This window comes from Rhodanobacter terrae (assembly GCF_042657005.1).
GTDB classification, from domain to species: Bacteria; Pseudomonadota; Gammaproteobacteria; order Xanthomonadales; family Rhodanobacteraceae; genus Rhodanobacter; species Rhodanobacter terrae.
Genome location: NZ_JBHSNG010000022.1, coordinates 1 through 16,882 on the forward strand (window position 1 = coordinate 1; position 16,882 = coordinate 16,882).

At 63.8% G+C, this 16,882-nt stretch carries 12 protein-coding genes; 9 read left to right on the forward strand and 3 right to left on the reverse strand.

Annotated features, from left to right (window positions below):
• Window positions 1-218 precede the first annotated feature (218 nt).
• The 9 genes from ACFPPB_RS16210 to rpoH all read left to right on the forward strand — a co-directional run bounded on the left by ACFPPB_RS16210 (window position 219) and on the right by rpoH (window position 11,969).
• Window positions 219-1,103 (forward strand): ferredoxin reductase, encoded by an 885-nt coding sequence (locus ACFPPB_RS16210; RefSeq protein ID WP_377328963.1) that lies wholly within the window; start codon window positions 219-221, stop codon window positions 1,101-1,103.
• 136 nt (window positions 1,104-1,239) lie between these two features.
• Window positions 1,240-1,611: a 2Fe-2S iron-sulfur cluster-binding protein gene (locus tag ACFPPB_RS16215; protein WP_377328965.1), complete on the forward strand. Its 372-nt coding sequence runs from the start codon at window positions 1,240-1,242 to the stop codon at window positions 1,609-1,611.
• A 566-nt stretch (window positions 1,612-2,177) separates the two neighbouring features.
• Window positions 2,178-4,289, forward strand: a complete 2,112-nt coding sequence (locus ACFPPB_RS16220) for a TonB-dependent siderophore receptor (protein WP_377328966.1) — start codon at window positions 2,178-2,180, stop codon at window positions 4,287-4,289.
• Window positions 4,286-5,479, forward strand: a complete 1,194-nt coding sequence (locus tag ACFPPB_RS16225; protein ID WP_377328968.1) for a PstS family phosphate ABC transporter substrate-binding protein — start codon at window positions 4,286-4,288, stop codon at window positions 5,477-5,479. Before ACFPPB_RS16220 ends, ACFPPB_RS16225 begins: the two co-directional genes overlap by 4 nt.
• On the forward strand, window positions 5,476-6,561 hold the full coding sequence (locus ACFPPB_RS16230) for a YncE family protein (RefSeq protein ID WP_377328970.1): 1,086 nt from the start codon (window positions 5,476-5,478) through the stop codon (window positions 6,559-6,561). The genes ACFPPB_RS16225 and ACFPPB_RS16230 overlap by 4 nt, the downstream gene beginning before the upstream one ends.
• Entirely contained in the window at window positions 6,558-8,069 is a 1,512-nt protein-coding gene (locus ACFPPB_RS16235) for a hypothetical protein (protein ID WP_377328972.1), read from the forward strand. The genes ACFPPB_RS16230 and ACFPPB_RS16235 overlap by 4 nt, the downstream gene beginning before the upstream one ends.
• Window positions 8,070-8,143: 74 nt before the next feature.
• Complete coding sequence (locus ACFPPB_RS16240; RefSeq protein WP_377328974.1) at window positions 8,144-10,189, forward strand: PstS family phosphate ABC transporter substrate-binding protein; 2,046 nt, start codon at window positions 8,144-8,146, stop codon at window positions 10,187-10,189.
• Window positions 10,190-10,234: 45 nt separating this feature from the next.
• A complete protein-coding gene (locus tag ACFPPB_RS16245) occupies window positions 10,235-10,561 on the forward strand; it encodes a hypothetical protein (protein WP_377328976.1) in 327 nt (108 codons plus the stop codon).
• Window positions 10,562-11,105: 544 nt separating this feature from the next.
• Window positions 11,106-11,969, forward strand: a complete 864-nt coding sequence (gene rpoH / locus ACFPPB_RS16250; RefSeq protein WP_072758970.1) for an RNA polymerase sigma factor RpoH — start codon at window positions 11,106-11,108, stop codon at window positions 11,967-11,969.
• A 97-nt stretch (window positions 11,970-12,066) separates the two neighbouring features.
• Here the strand turns inward: rpoH and ACFPPB_RS16255 are convergent, their stop codons facing one another.
• From ACFPPB_RS16255 to ACFPPB_RS16265, 3 genes are all read right to left on the reverse strand, one after another.
• Window positions 12,067-13,368, reverse strand: coding sequence for an NAD(P)/FAD-dependent oxidoreductase (locus ACFPPB_RS16255; protein WP_377328979.1), 1,302 nt, complete (start codon window positions 13,366-13,368; stop codon window positions 12,067-12,069).
• Between the two features lie 45 nt (window positions 13,369-13,413).
• Window positions 13,414-14,814, reverse strand: a complete 1,401-nt coding sequence (locus ACFPPB_RS16260; protein WP_377328981.1) for a S41 family peptidase — start codon at window positions 14,812-14,814, stop codon at window positions 13,414-13,416.
• 424 nt (window positions 14,815-15,238) lie between these two features.
• Window positions 15,239-16,471 (reverse strand): murein hydrolase activator EnvC family protein, encoded by a 1,233-nt coding sequence (locus ACFPPB_RS16265; protein WP_377328983.1) that lies wholly within the window; start codon window positions 16,469-16,471, stop codon window positions 15,239-15,241.
• Window positions 16,472-16,882: the final 411 nt, after the last annotated feature.

Consider the following 16,882-nt stretch of genomic DNA (forward strand, 5'->3'; position numbering starts at 1 on the left):
AGGCCCGGTTGGAACTGCACAGGATTCATGGCCATTGCGCATCACCTCGGTATCCAAGATGGCGCTATCGTCCGCCGAGGGCGTCGCAGATCATGCGACAGGCGGCTGAGGGTCGGGGCTAATCAGGAGACGCCAAGACAGAGCTCTATCTGAATGCATATACGGGCAGCACGATTCGCCTCGACCGCTACAAGACGGGCATGCCGGAAGGGCGCAAAGTGTACCTGTACCTGCTGGCTTTGCATTCCGGATTGGTGGGTGGATTGCCTTATCAGCTGCTGCTGCTTTTGGCGGTGCTGGGAATTCCGGTTCAATTCTATTCCGGGGCCAGCGTCTATATACGGAAAAAACTCCGCAAGCGGGTCAAGGCAAATTTTTACCTTCGGCTTGTTCGCAAGACCGTTGAGGCTGAAGGTATTTGCAGCTTTGCATTTTCCGATCCGAAGGGAAGGGTGCTTTCGCCATTCAGCGCTGGCTCTCATATCGATGTCGAAACCGGAAATGGAATCACGCGTCAATATTCGCTCTGCAACGATCCACTGGAGACGCATCGATACGTTATCTGTGTGCTGCTTCATGCCAATTCAAGAGGTGGATCGCGAGGGATGCACGAGAACCTGGCTGTAGGCGACCTGGTTCAGATCAGTACGCCACGTAATCATTTTCAGCTTGCCCATTCGGCAAAGCGATCGCTTCTGCTTGCCGCGGGTATTGGCGTGACCCCGCTCTTGTGCATGGCGGAACGCCTGTCCAATATTGGCGCAGAGTTTTCCATGCACTATTGCGTCCGCTCTCTGACGCAAGCCGCTTTTGTCGAGCGCATCAAAAAATCACCATTTTCTGATCGTGTGACATTTCATATATCAAGCGAGAGCGGGCGATTGGACATTCCCTCTCTGCTCAAAAGCTACCCTCATGAGACGCACATCTATGTCTGTGGCTCGAATGAGTTCATAGATGGGGTCACCGTTGCTGCGAGTGAAAAGGGCTGGCCTGAGGCACACATACACCGGGAGCATTTTTCCGCCTCGGGTCACATGAACAGGTTGGCCACTTCTTTTGAGCTCAAGATTGCTAGGGATGCTCTGATCAATTCTACGTAGGCGTCACCGTGACTGTCTGTTCGCAGGCCACAGGGCCGTCGGCGAGGGCAGACTGGCCGTCTGTCGAGACGGCGGACCGAAGGCATGCGGACAGACAGTCACGGCCCCAACGCATTGAATTTAAAATGATGGGGTGATGTCCAGAAGGCGCGCAGGCTGCGCCGCGCAGCTTGGCAAGACGGCCAGTCTTCCCTGCGCCACGCAACACACCCTGCGCGCCTTCTGGACATCATGCCGCCTACGTAGAATTGATCAGAGCATCCCTAGCACGGGGAAATTGATCCATGTGGCACCCGAGGAGACGGCAGCTGCAGCGCTGAGGCGGTGCGGGTTCGATATCCCTGTTTCGTGCGCCGAGGGTTTGTGCGGAACTTGCCTTACCAAGGTGATCGATGGCGATATCGAACACAATGACCTGTTCCTAACCGCCGAAGAGCGCGCCAGAAACGATCAGTTCACCCCTTGTTGCTCAAGAGCCAACAGTCCAACGCTGATCTTGGATCTCTAACTGTCCAGTTCCGCCCGGTTGTTCCTCCTAGCGGTGAACAGCTCAGCTCGTTTTGTCTGCCAGGTGCGAATAGCCTGAAGAGGTGTCTTGCGCCCGAACGCACGCTGTGTGAGGTGGAGCGCCACCGGTGAAGCCTTCGAATCCGTGAGAAGACCGACCGTTCCAGGCGAGCACATTCCGCATGTTTCCGGATGACGAAGACTTCCTGAATTTTTTTTAATACTAATTAAAGGTTAGGTACAGGATCGGGGAGTACTTAGACAACGCGCCATTCCTCGGGGGAGGAGCTCCGGGTTCTGGCGGAAGCTGGCTGTAGGCCTGGACCAACATTAACTAACAGCGCTGGTATCGGCGCGGAGAGAGTGATGATGTTCGCTTCGAGAATGAATGCGCTCGCATGTTCGATCCTTGCCGCTCTTTGTTTGATCGCACCGTCAACGTTGCTGGCCGCAACCTCGCCAAGTCAGCCGGTGGCCGGTGATACTGGTGCCGACGCGATTGGATCGCAGAGCACGGCGCCAGCGACGACGCCAAGCTCGAAGCAAGCCACGACGGCGGCGCCCAAGGTGACGCAACTGAAATCGATCAAGGTCACGTCACCTTTCATTGCCAAAGCCGGCCACAGTGCGCTGAAGATGGACGTGCAAGCGCGCGATACGCCATTCTCGATTTCCACCTATACCGGCAGTTTCATCCACGCGATCGAGGCTGCGCAGGTCAACACGCTTTACCCCTACATGACAGGCGTCCAGGCCGCCGGCAACACCGGCGACGATCTGGTTTTCCGCGGCTTCACCAGCAGCGTCAACGACCAGAACTCGGTCTTGGTCGATGGACTGCCGGGCTTGGCTACGCGCTTCGGCTCTCCGGTCACGATCGGCATTTCGCAAATCGACGTGGTCCGCGGGCCCGCTTCGGTACTCAACGGCGAGGAGCAGCCGGGCGGCTTCGTCAATCTGGTCACCAAGAAACCCGAGGCCGATCCGCTGTACGAGTTCAGCGCCAGCGGAACCACCTACGATGGTTCCGGCATCGGCGTGACCGACAAGCTCGGTGGTGACTTCGCCGCCGACCTCACCGGCCCGCTAGGCCACAGCGATCGGTTGCTTTACCGCCTGGTCCTGGACGACGCGAACGGGAACACGTTCCGCAACAACAGCTACAGCCACAGCGTCTATTTCGCGCCCAGCCTGACTTGGAATATCTCCGACGCCACCAGCCTGACCGCGCAGTACGTGTTTCAGCGCCTGAAGTACAGCTATGACACCGAACTGGTCGCTCCCAACAACAACATCGCCTTGGTAGCGCCGATCACCACTCGCTACCAGCAACCAAACGATGAAGAGCACGAATACGGCAGCGTGCTGACCCTGTTGTTCAACCACCAGTTTGACAACGGCATGAGCTGGAACCTGAACACACGCGACGTCTGGCATACCGACGATGCGCACGGTTACGACGTGGCGTCGATCCTCAACAATCTTCAGGACGTCGGACTGCGGGCGCGTGGCCAGCTCAACAAGCGACGCTATGACTACCTCGACACAAACCTGCACATGCCGTTCGACACATTCGGCATTCAACACAATATGGTGGTCGGGCTGACCGAGGGGCGCGATGTAGCGACGTTGGACCGGACGCAGTTCTACAACGCACCAACGTTCGGGCCGAAAGCACTCATCATGAGCATTTACGACCCGATCTACGGATTGACACCGGCGTTGTCGTCACTTCCCCTTTACGCTCCCGGCAGTGCCAGTCTCCTCACTGACCGGCTCACCACGACCTACAGCTTCGGCACCTATTTTGCAGACGTGATGACGCTGTCGAGCCAGTGGAAGGCCACCTTGGGGCTGCGCTACTCGCATGATCGCCAGGCGATCGAGGAGCTGAGAGTCGCAGGTGTGCCGTCGAGCAGCAAACCAGGCAGCAAGGTGCTGCCCATGGCTGGACTGATCTACCAGCCGAGTGAGCATTGGAGCCACTACATCAGCTATAGCACCTCCTACGTTCCCCCTTCGGCAAACGCGATCGACATCCATGGGGTCAACAACTTCGTGCCGACTACTGCAAGTCAGGTCGAGTTGGGCAGCAAGGCCAATTTCATGCAAGGCCGATTGACGGGAACCCTGGCCGTGTTCCGTATCGACGAGAAGAACCTGCTGAGCAGTTTCAAGTGCGCCAGCTACGGTACCTGCTACACGCAGGTCGGCAAGGCGCGTTCCCAAGGCGCCGAGTTGGAAGTCAATGCACGTCCGTTGCCGAACTGGCAGTTGACCGCTGGCTATGCCTTCACGGCCGCGCAGATCGTGGCGTCGACGATTCCGGCACAGGTGGACACGCGACTGCCCAACGCACCGGAACATAGTTCGCACCTCTGGTCGCGTTACGACTTCAGCTCGGCGAGTCTGCAAGGTCTCGGTTTCGGCGTGGGTGTCATCCGCAGCGGCGAGCGTGCCGGCATCACACCTACGGCGTTCAATCAACCGGTTCTGCAACTGCCGGCCTACACCCGCGTGGATGCCGCGCTGTACTACAACCGTGACCAGTACGCCTTGACGCTCAAGGTGGAAAACCTGTTCAACAAAATCTACTACCAGAGTTCGTCTTCCAATCTCGCAATATTGCCCGGAAACCCACGTCTGATCACTTTGTCGGCAAGGTTCTACTTCGAATGAAATCGATAAGCAAACCCCGCATACCGTGCGGCCACCGCGCATGTGCGAGCATCATCGCAAGCATCCTGGCCTGCGTTGTGACCAGTGTGGTACAGGCGTCCACCGGTCCAACCCAGGTCGAGTTGCTTGTGTCGCCGGCGCCAAAATACGCCCCGCAGACCCCTGCGCAGAGCGACGCCGGCGAGAGAACCGGGCGCCCCCTGCCGACACCGGAGATTCTGCAGCCCACGCTGGACCCCACCCTGCCGACTTTCAAGCCACACTACGGCCACACCCTCAAGGGTTCGCTCAGGATGGGATCCTCGGATGTCCTGCCGGGATTGGTGCGCTCGTGGATAGCCGGTTTTGAACGGCTCTATCCCGACGTGCACATATCCTTCGGGCCACCCTACGAGGGCACCCATGCCGAAGCGGAAATGGACCACGGCAAGATCGACATCGCCTTCGTTTCTCGTGAGCTGAAGCCGACCGATATCGCCACATTCGCCGCTGACCACGGCTATCCGCCGCTGAGCGTGCCGGTATCCGGCGGGTCATATCGGCAGTTCGGTTTTCTCGATGCCGTCGGCTTTTTCGTCAATCAAGCCAATCCGGTCGAGCACCTGAGTCTGACGCAGCTTGACCAGATCCTGTCGAGTTCGCACCTGCGTGGCGGCAGCACGGCCAAGACCTGGGGCGACGTCGGCGTGACCGGCGACTGGGCTACTCATCCGATCCACGTCTATGCAATCAAACCGTGGAACGGGTTCGAGGAATTTGTCCGCCAGCGAGTGCTGGATGTGAATGGGCAGCGGGGTCACTGGCGTAAGGACCTGCACTTCGATCATTTGGTGTTTCCGGTCGCCGATGGGGTGGCCGCCGACCCTGATGGCATCGGCTACGCGGGCCTTGCCTTCGTCGATGCACCGGTCAAATTGATTTCGATCGGCACGGAGGGTCAATTCGTGGCGCCCACCTACAGCAACGTCGCCACAGCCAGCTATCCGCTGAGTCGATTGATCTATGCCAACGTGAACCGCAAGCCGGGGAGTGCCATGAATCCGGCGCTGCAGGAATTTCTCCGGTTCGTGTTGAGCCGCCAGGGCCAGCAGGCAGTGTTGAGCGAAGCGATTTTCCTGCCGCTGCGTGAGTTCCAGTCCAACCCGGCAAGATCACTGATTGCTCCCACATCGCCAGGGCTGCATCCATGAGTACTCCGACAAAGCACCTTCATTTCGGCGCAATCGCTCGATGCGTCGGCGCGTACACACTTCCGCTGATGCTCTGGATGGCCAGCGGACCGCTGCACGCGGCCGAACTTCCGCTGAAGGTCATCCATCGAATAGCAGTTTCCGGGGCGGCGCCAGTCACCGGTATCGGCTTTGATGTCTCGGGTGCACAGGCTTACGTGGCAACCGGCAACGCGGTAGACGCGTTCGATGTCGCTTCGTTTCGCCAGGCCGGTACGCTTCAGCTCCCCGCCGTAGCAGCGGCCATGGCCATCGATCCGAGTAAAGGCAAGGGCTATGCGGCCATCGCGGCGCCCTCCGAACTGGTGGTATTCCAGCTGCACCCGCTGCGCATCGAGTCGACGATTCCGTTGCACGATGGTGCCCCATCCGCACTGCACTATGCGTCGTCCGAGCGCGCACTGTACGTGTTGAGCCGCGCAAGCTCGTCAATCGCGCGCTGGGATGTGGCGAACGGAAAGCTCACGGGACAGGTCCATCTATCCGGAACGCCTGGGCAGATGACGACTGATGCTCGCGGCACTCTTTATGTTGCCAATGCGGCAGACAACGCCATCGATGTGGTGGACGGACATGACATGAACAAACTCGGCGCGATACCCACCCGCGACTGCGTCGGACCAACCGGACTGGCAATGGATCTGGTTGGCCGCAGATTGTTTGTCTCCTGTCGGGACGGCGCTCGCACGGTGATCGATACGGACCTGGGTTTCACCTTCGAGTCATTTCCAGCGGGCACCCCGGGCTCGTCGCAGATGACATTCGCCATGCATCCTTTCGGTGCTGGCGGCTGGAAGGGTGTGGCGCTCAGTGCCGGTGACAATGGCGAGCTGGCGGCGCTGCGCATGAAATCTTTCGTGAACTACAGTGACGGCGGTACCCATGCGCTGGATGGCAAAGCCCAGGCCATGGCGCTGAATGCCTCCGCTGGCCAGCTCTGGCTGGCGCTCGCCCGATCGCCATCCACCAAAACGGAGGCCGGCGCCCCGGCAGGGCAAATCGAATTGCTGGTATTGACGCCGAGCGAAGGAGCTACCCCATGAATCGAGTGTTGCTCAGTTTTCTCGGATGCGTCCTGGGATTTGGCTTCAGCGCATCTTCGCTGCATGCCGCGCCACCGCCTTCATCCACGCTGAAGGGCAAACCACTGCTGTTCGTGACGGGCAAGACCGACCCCGGTGAGCCCAATGACGATGCCATCGTGCGCCAGCATCTGGAGCAACTTGGTTTCGAGGTCACCACGGTCGACGCATCCGTTCCGTCATCCGCGGCAAGCGGCATGGACCTGATCGTGATTTCCTCGACCGCCGACGCGCATGAACTGCAAACAAAGTTTGCGCAGACTTCCGTGCCACTGTTTACCTGGAACACTTTCGACTACCCCAACCTCGGCATGACCGGTCCCCAACTGCACCAGGACTTTGGCGTCGTCGATCCGATCCAGCACTACGCGGAGAGTTTTTCGATCCTCTACGGCTATGGCGCCAACACCACATCGTCCATCAGCCGCGCGGTCGGGCTCAGGCCGCAACTGTTCGGTACGCTGTATCTGGAGCCCGGCTCGGTTGGCTGGGGGAATCCCGGACCTGGCGCTACGGTCATCGCGGACTTCGAAGGCAAGCCGCAGCGGGCTGCGGTGTTCACCTACGAGCGCGAGGCAAGTCTTGCCGATGGCGCGACTGCACCAGCCCGACGGGTCGGCTTCTATCTCGCCGATGGCAATTTCCACCTGCTCACCGATGTCCACGGGCCGGCGGCAAACGATCCGCAGGTGCGTCGCTGGGCGATCGGCTTGAAGCTGTTCGACGAGGCCATTCGCTGGGCGGCCAGCCCACCGCAGGCGGTCGAGCCATACGACCCTGCCGCGCTGGACGCGCGGATACGACGGGTGGCCCACGGCAAGAAAGTGCTGTTTGTCGAGCGGGTCAACGCCGGCGAGGGCCGTGAGGCCGACGAGCATACCGTCGCGGACCTGCGCAGCCTGGGCTTCGAGGTCAGTATTGCCGACCAGACCGATCCGCAATCCCGCGCCGACGGCGAGGATCTGGTGCTCATCTCATCCTCATGCTCGAAGTACAAACTGGCCAACAAGTATGTCGATACCACGGTGCCGCTGATCACGCTGGAGGCGCTGTATTCGGACGCACTGCATTTCTCCGGCCGCGACCGTTATGTCGACTATGGGGAGCACGGCGAGGAGAAGGAAAGTGACGATCCGCCGGACAACTACCTCGACATCGTGGGCGCCTGGCATCCGATGGCGGCCGGCTTGCCGCCAGGACTTGTGAAGTTCACGGAGCACCCCGGCGTGCTGAAGTGGGCGCGCCCGTTGCCCGACGCGATCGTGATTGCAACCCTGCCCAATGCGCCCGACCAACGCGCGATCTTCGGTTATCCCAAGGGCTCGGTGATGGCTGACGGTTTCGTCGCGCCGGCCCGCCGCGCCTTGCTGCCGCTGGACAACCCGTCCTACGACGATCTCACTGCCCAGGGCCGGGCATTGTTCGATGCCGTGGTGCTGTGGTCGATCGGCGGCCATGGCCGCCGGTGAGTCCGCACCGAACCCCGCTGCCGCTGGAGGGCGCCTCGTTGTGCGCATCCCCCCTCCAGCGTTTCGGCAGGGCCATGCCCGCGCGTCCGCGCAAGCGGCGGCTGGCATGGCTGTTGATGGTGCTCTGGCTGATCCCGCTGGCCGCGGCGGCGAGGCCGGCTGGCGCTGATCCAGCGGGCCCGGCGGCGGCTGTCGCCGGGCTGCGCTGCCTGGGCGCCGACACCATGCAGACGCTGCTGGCGAGCTGGGCAAGCGGCTTCAATGCGCTGCAGCCGCCCGCGCCGGTCGAGGTCGGCGCCGGCACCCGTTACTCGGCCGCCGGCGTCGCCGCCGTGCTGGCCGGCACGGCGAACTGCGTCAGCTTCGCGCGCGAGCCGTTCCCGGCGGAGCGCGCCGCCTTCCGGCGCCGGCTGGGGCGGGCGCTGGTGGTCGTCCCGGTCGCCGGCGGCAGCTTCGCCACGCCGCACGGCAGCTTCGCGCTGGCGGTTTACGTCAACCGCGCCAATCCGCTGCGTGGCCTGAGCCTGGCGCAGCTGGCCGCGCTGTTCTCGGGCCGGCCCGCGCCGGGACAGGCGCGGCCGCCGACCCACTGGGGCCAGCTGGGACTGCACGGATCCTGGGCCGGGCGGCCCATCCATCTGTACGGCATGACCTCGCGGCGGGACAGCGGCAGCCCGCCCGGCATCGTCAATTTCTTGGACCAGCGCGTCCTGCGCGGGCAGCCCTGGCGCGCCGGGCTGCGGGTGCAGGTCGACACGCCAGGTTCCACTGCGCTAGCGGCGATCGTGCGGCAGGTGGGGCGCGACCCGGACAGCATCGGCTACAGCGGCTTCGGCTATGCGACGCCGGCGGTGCGCGCGCTACCTCTATCGATGCAGGCGGGTGACGCCACCGTGGCGGGCAGCCCCGCCACGGTGGCCGCCGGCCGCTATGCGCTGGCGCGCGAAATCTACCTGGGCTTCCCGGCCACCGCGGCGGGCGGACTGGCGCCGGCAGCCTGCCGCTTCCTTGCCTACGCGCTGAGCCCTGCCGGCCAGCGCCAAGTGATGCGCGACCGCATGCGCTTCCTGCCGCTGACGCCGGCGCAGCGGCGCGGCGCGCGCGCCGGGCTGGTGCACGACTGCGGCGCGACCGTGCCGCCGGCCAGCGCCGCGCATCCCGCCTACCTCGACCGCGACGGCGCGGTGCGCATCGTCGGCTACAACGACATGCGCTGGATGCTGCAGGCGATCGACCGGCACTACGCGCAGCGGTATCCGGGCGTGCGTTTCAGGCTGATCCTGAAGGGCACACGTACCGCCCCGGCGGCGCTGGCCGACGGCAGCAGCCTGTTCGCGCCGATGGGCGCGGAGTTCCTGCCCGCCGCGCTGGCCGCCTACCGGCGGCAGGTCGGTAGCGAGCCGCTGCAGTTCCGTGTTGCGCATGCCGCGCTCGATCCTCGCGCTCGCTCCTCGCCGCTGGCGATCTACGTCCATCCCGGCAATCCGCTGTCCAGCATCAGCCTGGCCCAGCTGCGCCGCGTCTTCACCGACACCGCGCCGCTGGCGAGCTGGGGGCAGTTGGGGCTGGGCGGTACCTGGGCGCGGCGGCCCATCCATCCTTGCGGCTTGGCCCCGGACACCGCGCTCGGGCGCTACATGCGCCGGCACCGCTTCGACGGGAAGGACTATGCGGCCGGCTATACCGGCTACCGCGAGTCCGAGCGGGTGCTCCAGAGGGTCGCTGCCGATCCCGACGCGCTGTGCTTCGCCGACCTCAACCAGGCCAACCCCGCAGTGCGCGTGCTGGGCATCCGGCTGGGCGCCGGGCAGGGTGTCTCGACCGGGTCGCGCGCGGACATCGTCTCGGGACGCTATCCGCTGGACCGCTATCTCTACGTCTACGCCCGCGCGGCGCGGGTCGGCCAGCGGGACCGCCTGCCCTGCCGCTACCTGCAACTGCTGCTGTCGGCGTCAGGCCAGCGCCTGCTCGCCGCCGCGCGGCCGGGCTATCTGCCGCTGAGCCCGGCGCAGCTGGCGGCGGAACGGGCCCGGGCTAGGCATCTGCTGTGCGGCCCAGGCATGTCATCGCGACCGCCCGGTGGCCGTGGCGGCGTTCCGGCCCCACACCCTGCCGCTTAGCTATGCTGGCATGGCGGCGGGCGCCGTCAGCGGCGGGGGACGAGCGTGAGCGTGGCATCGCTATTCTGGGGACTGCTGTTCGGCTCCATCGGGCTCGGTTTCTTCATCTACGGCAAGAAGCAGCAGAAGCCCGTCCCCCTGGCCTGCGGCTTGGCGCTGATGGCCTTTCCCTATTTCGTCTCGACCACCTACGCCCTGCTCGGCATCGGCGCCACGCTGATGGCCGTGCCGTATTTCGTCAGGTTTTGGGCGGGGCGATTCGCGCGCAAGCACCGGTGCGCAGCATGGCGCATGATTGCGGCCGGTCCGGCGCAGAACCCCGGGATGCTGCGTGCGTGGAGACAGCTTGATCACTGCATCGATCCGGGGTGATCGCTCTGCCGGACGATGCGACCAAAGGTGGGTACGCTTGGGTTGTCAGCTTTCGACTCGATTCTGTTGAAAAACTCGCTTTGAAAATTTCGAGATTTTCCGAGGCGTAGAAATCGCCCACGACAGTCGCCTTCTGTTTCCCTGAGCGTGCGAATTTGTGCAGGATCGAGTTGTCGCGGCCAACGCGATCCAAAATTTGGACGTCCATTCGTTAAGACGGAGTTTTTCAACAGAATCGACTCCATACGGTCATCTGGCGAGGCCTTAATTTCCCCCGTCCCCTTATCCCTTCACCAACCGTTATCTCGAAGCCAAGGGCCAGGCGCCGATCGACTGGTCGCTGCCACCGCGCGCCATGCCGCAGGCCGATTTCACGCCCGCTTGAATGCCGGGATGTGATCCGCATGTCGGGTGCTCCTGAGCGCTGGACAAGGGTGATAAATATCTGTACCATATGGTTCATTAAAGCTCGGAACCAAAACCGGGCTTTAGCACTCCAACCACCCGAGTGCTAAACTTTGACGTCATTCAGGAGGTTCCACCCATGTCTCAAGCTTTGGTGACCGCCAACTTTCCGCTACCGAGCGTAGTCGGCAGTCTGGATGCCTATATTTCTGCGGTTCACCGCATTCCCGTGCTGAGCTCGGAAGAGGAGCAGGCGCTGTCGCGTGACTACCTCGAAGAAGCGAATCTCGCCGCTGCGAAGAAGCTGGTGATGTCGCATCTGCGTTTTGTGGTGCATGTGGCCCGCGGTTACAGCGGTTACGGCCTGCAGCTGGCCGACCTGATCCAGGAAGGCAACATCGGCCTGATGAAGGCGGTGAAGCGTTTCGATCCGGATCAGGGCGTGCGTCTGGTCAGCTTCGCGGTGCACTGGATCCGTGCCGAGATGCACGAATTCATTCTCAAGAACTGGCGCATCGTGAAGGTCGCCACCACCAAGGCGCAGCGCAAGCTGTTCTTCAACCTGCGCAAGAGCAAGAAGCGCCTGGGCTGGATGAACGCGGCCGAGGTGAGCACGGTAGCCAAGGATCTGGGCGTGCCCGAGGCGACGGTGCGCGAGATGGAATCGCGCCTGTCCGGCCGCGACATCGGCTTCGAAGCGCCGGCAGATGCCGACGACGATGCCAAGCCCGCACCGGCGGCGTTCCTGATCGACGACGGCGCCGATCCGTACGAGAACGTGTCCGACGAAGACTACTCGGACAACCAGATGCAGACCTTGACCGATGCGTTGAGCCATCTGGACAAGCGTTCGCGCGACATCATCCAGCGCCGTTGGCTGGATGACGACAACAAGGCCACGCTGCAGGATCTGGCTGATGAGTACGGCGTCTCCGCCGAGCGCATCCGCCAGGTGGAAGCGAATGCGATGAAGAAAATGCGTGGCCTGTTCGCCACGGCTTGATCCGGGCGAGCAAGTCATTCAAGCGCTCATGGATGAGCGGATAAGCAACGGCCCCGCGAGGGGCCGTTTGCATGTCGGTCTTTGCACGTCGGTCGGGCTATTCCTGATGCCGCCCGACATCGTCATCCGGTATGTCGCCGCCGCTGACGATGCGGGCATGCCGCTGGTGCGTCCAATACGCCCAGGCCCAGTCCAGCATCACCACCAGCCGGTTGCGGAAGCCGATCAGAAAGTAGATGTGGGCCAGCAGCCATGCGAACCACGCCGGGAAGCCGGACAGTTTCAGTCTGCCGAATTGCGCCACGGCCGCCAGCCGCCCGATGGTGGCGAGCGAGCCGTCGTCGCGGTAGGAAAACGGCCGTCTCTTTCCGCTGCCGCGCAGGCACTCGCGGATCATCGCTCCGGCATGCCGGCCCATCTGCTTGGCCGCCGGCGCCACGCCGGGTACCGGCTTGCCGTTGCTCTGGGCAACTCCGGCCAGATCGCCGATGACGAAGACCTCCGGATACCCCGGCAGACTCAGGTCCGGCAGCACCTGTACGCGGCCGGCGCGATCGAGTGCGGCGCCGAGCAGACGCCCCACCGGAGACGCCGCCACGCCGGCAGCCCACAGCACGGTGCGTGCGGGTAGCCAGTGTTCGCCCAGCTTCACGCCGCCTGCATCGATATCGGTGACGGCGACGCCGGTGTGCACTTCCACGCCGAGGCGTTCGAGCTGCCGGCGCGCCTTGTCGGACAGGATCGGGTCGTAGGCGGTCAGCAGGCGTGACCCCGCTTCGATCAGGCGCACCGAGGCGTGTCGCGGATCGCTGCGGCGGAATTCGCGCGACAAGGTATGCCGCGCCAGTTCGATCAGGGTGCCGGCCAGTTCGACGCCGGTGGAGCCGCCGCCGACCACGACAAAGTTGAGCCAGGCCTGGCGGCGTGCGGGATCCGTCTCGCGCTCGGCGTGCTCGAATGCCAGCAGCACGCGACGGCGGATCAGGAAGGCATCGTCCAGCGTTTTCAGTCCCGGCGCGTAGCGTTCCCATTCGTCATGGCCGAAATAGGCGTGAGTGGCGCCGGTGGCGACCACCAGGAAATCGTAGTCGAGCATGCCATGCGCGCATTGCACCCGGCGGGTCGCCAGATCGATGCCGGTCACTTCGTCCAGCAATACGGTGAGGTTGCGCTGGCGGCGCAGGATCTGCCGCAACGGCGCGGCGATCGATGGCGCTGCCAGGCTCGCGGTGGCGACCTGATACAACAGCGGTTGGAACAGGTGATGGTTGCGCCGGTCGACCAGCGTGATCCGTGCGGCCATGCCGGCCAGCTGCCGCGCCGCCGCCATGCCGCCGAAGCCGCCGCCGAGTATCACGACCCTGGGCGAACCGGCGGGAGCGGAAACGTCGCGCGTCATCGCCGGCGGCTCGTGTTGCGCGGGCGGCCGATGAGGCGCAACGGGTCAGCGCCGGATGGCGGCAGGCTGGCGCAGCGCCATGCCCTTCAGCACGTTCAGGGCTTGCGACAATGCGTAGTCGCTGGTGGCCAGCTTGCCGTCGGCGGCGCTGCCGTCGTCGTTGATGTTGTCGCCGGCCTTGGCATGCTCGTTGGCCAGGTGGTTGGGCAGGTCGGCTTCCGAGCTGATCAGCACCGGCCCGCTGTCGGCCTTGTTCACCGTGAGGTCGGCGAGGGCAATGTCGGGCTTGATGCCTTCGGCCTGGATCGAGGTGCCGTTCGGCGTGTAGTAGCGCGCGGTGGTGATTTTCACCGCATGATCGGCATCCAGCGGCAGCACGGTCTGCACCACGCCCTTGCCGAACGTGCGCTGGCCCATGATCAGCGCGCGGTGGTTGTCCTTAAGCGCACCGGACACGATCTCGGCGGCCGAGGCGGTGCCGTTGTTGGTCAGCACGATCATCGGCGCGCCGTTCAGCCGGTCGCCTGGGTGGGCGTTGAAACTCAGGTTGGAGTCCTGCAGCCGGCCACGGGTGGTGACGATGGTGCCGGAGTCGAGAAACTCGTCGCTGACGCCCACCGCGGCGGTGAGCAGGCCGCCCGGGTTGTTGCGCAGGTCCAGCACGGCGCCTTTCTGCGGGCCGTTCTTCTGGATCAGTTCGCCGAGTTTTCGCTCCAGGTCGCCGGCGGTGTCGTCCTGGAACTGGCTGATCCGCAGATAGGCGTAGCCGGGCTCCAGCTCGCGCACCTTGACGCTGCTGACCGTGATGTTCTCGCGCACCAGGTGCAGATCGATCAGCTTGTCGCTCTTCTCGTGCGCGATGGTGAGATCGATCTTGCTGCCAGGCTTGCCGCGCAGCTGCTTGAACATCTCGTCGACATTGCCCGGGTCGATCAGCGTGCCGTTGATCTTGACGATGTTGTCGCCGGGCTTGATGCCGGCGCGCGCGGCCGGCGTGTCGTCGATCGGCGAGACGATGCGCAGGCCGCCGTCGACCTGCAGCACCTCGATGCCGAGGCCGCTGTATTCCCCGGTAGTGTCCTCGCTGAGCTGAGCCAGGCCGTCCTTGTCCAGGTATTCGCTGTGCGGATCGAGCCCGCTTAGCATGCCGGTGATCGCCGCCTTCATCAGCGTCTTGTTGTTGACCTTTTCCACATACGCCTGGCGTACCAATTCATACACACGGCTGAAATTGCGGATGTCGTCCAGGCTGACCTGGTCGCTGGAACTGGCGCCGACAGGTGCGCTGGCGTGGCTGTCGGTGGCCGGCAGGTCGACCGGTGCGGCTACGCTGGAGCTGGCTGCCGGCGCACTCTGCGCGTGTGCGCATGGCACGGACAGCAGCAGTGGAACGGCCAGCAGCAGAGCGGTCAGGCTGCCAGTGGGGCTACAGGTGGAAAAACGCATGGGGTGACTCCGTACAACAGGCAGACATCGCGCCGGAACGCGACGGAAAGAGTGACAGGACGTGAGACAACCGAACGCCCCGCTAATTCATCGAAAAGCATGGGTCTAGGGATGCTCTGATCCATTCTACGTAGGCGGCATGATGTTCAGAAGGCGCGCAGGGTGTGTTGCGCGGCGCCGGGAAGACTGGCCGTCTTGCTAAGCTGCGCGGCGCAGCCTGCGCGCCTTCTGAACATCACCCCATCACTTTAAATTCAATGCGTTGGGGCCGTGACTGTCTGTCCGCATGCCTTCGGTCCGCCGTCTCGACAGACGGCCAGTCTGCCTTCGCCGACGGCCCTGTGGCCTGCGAATAGACAGTCACGGTGACGCCTACGTAGAATGGATCAGAGCATCCCTAGCCTGCGACGCGACGGCGACCGCGTCAACGGCGCTGGCTGAGCCAGCTGCGCGGATCGACCGGCTGGCCGCCCTTGCGCAGCTCGAAATACACCCCGGTATTGATCCCGGTAGGCGCGCTGGCGGTACCGATCGCCTCGCCAGCTTCGACCTGGTCGCCGACGCCGTGCAGCAGTGTCTCGTTATTGCCGTACATGCTCATCCAGCCGTTGCCGTGGTTGAGGATCAGCAGCATGCCGTAACCGCGCAGAAACCCGGCGTAGATCACCCGGCCGCGTGCGACGGCGTGGACCTCGCTGCCGCCGCCGGCCTTGATCAGCACCCCGCTGCCGTAGCTGTTGACCACGCCGCTGGCCGGCCATGGCAGGTTGCCGCGGATATTGGCGCCGGCGTTGCCGACCTCGATCGGGGGCGGCTTGTGGCCCGGGTGCCTGCCGGATGCCGCGGCACGCGCCGCGGCCTCGCGGGCGGCCGCTTCGCGCGCAGCTTCGTCGATCACCTTCTGAAGCTTGTCGACCAGGTTGTTGAGCGACTGCGCGTTCTGCTTCAGCGCGGCCAGCCGTTCCGCCTGATCCTTGTACTGGGCATCGGCGGCGGCGGCCAGCTTCTGTTGCGCGGCGCGTTGCTGGCTCAGCGTTTTCGCCTGCTGTTCGCGCTGCGCCCTGGCGGCCTGCAAGGCCTGCTGCTCGCCGGTGATGGTGTTTTCCAGCTCCTGCAGCTTGGCCAGGTCGGCCATCAGCTTCTGTACCCGCGCCACGCGGTCCTGCTGGAAATACTTCGAGTACACCAGCGCGCGGGAAATGCGCGCGACGTCTTCGTCGCCCAGCAACAGGCGCAGATCCGAACCGTGGCCCAGCGCGTAGGTGGCGCGTAGCAGGTCGGCGATGGCGGCGCGCTGGCCGTCCAGCGTCTGCTTCAGGGCGGCGCGCTGCTGTTGCAACTGATCGAGCTGCCGCTGCTTGGCGACCAGCTCGGCATCGGTCTGACGCACCGCACGTGCCGCGCCGGCCAGCGCATTGGCCTGTCTGGCGAGTTCGGCGTTGACGCTGTCGCGGCGCTCGGCGGTTTCGGCCTGCTGTTTCGCCAGCGCCTCCATTTTGCTGCGCAGGTCGGCCAGCTTCTGTTTCGCCTCGGCTTGTTCGGTGCGGCTCTTGCCGTCCTGCCGCGCCTGCAGCGGCGCAATCGCCATGCAGCCCAGCAAGGAGACGAGGATCAGGCAGCGAACGGGGTGGGCGGCGAAACGGGCGGGTTTGGGCATGCGGCCGATTATCCCCGAGCGGAGCGAGACAGCGCCATCCGCCGGTTTTACGGAATGCGTTGGCCGACGACGCGTCGATGACCAAGTGCCCTGCCTGGTCCGAAACTGTGCATGAATACGTCGTTAAATTAGGCACTTGAGTGCGAGTTGGCGAGGTATCGAAGCGCGTTTGCGAAGAGGCCTTTGCCCCGCTCGTGGCCATTCGCTGGCTGCTGAAGCAGGCTTCCTCACCCCGAGTTCCTCGTGACTGCTCCGCCAGTGGAAGGGTATTTTCGTCAGCCACATGCTTGTTCGGGTCTGGCCTTCCCCGATAGCCGCCGCACCTGTGCAAGAGCGCCCGGACAGCGGCAGATCGCAAACGCGGCGCAGACCCCGAATGCGCAAAATCCGCCGCCGCCGGGTAGCAGGAAT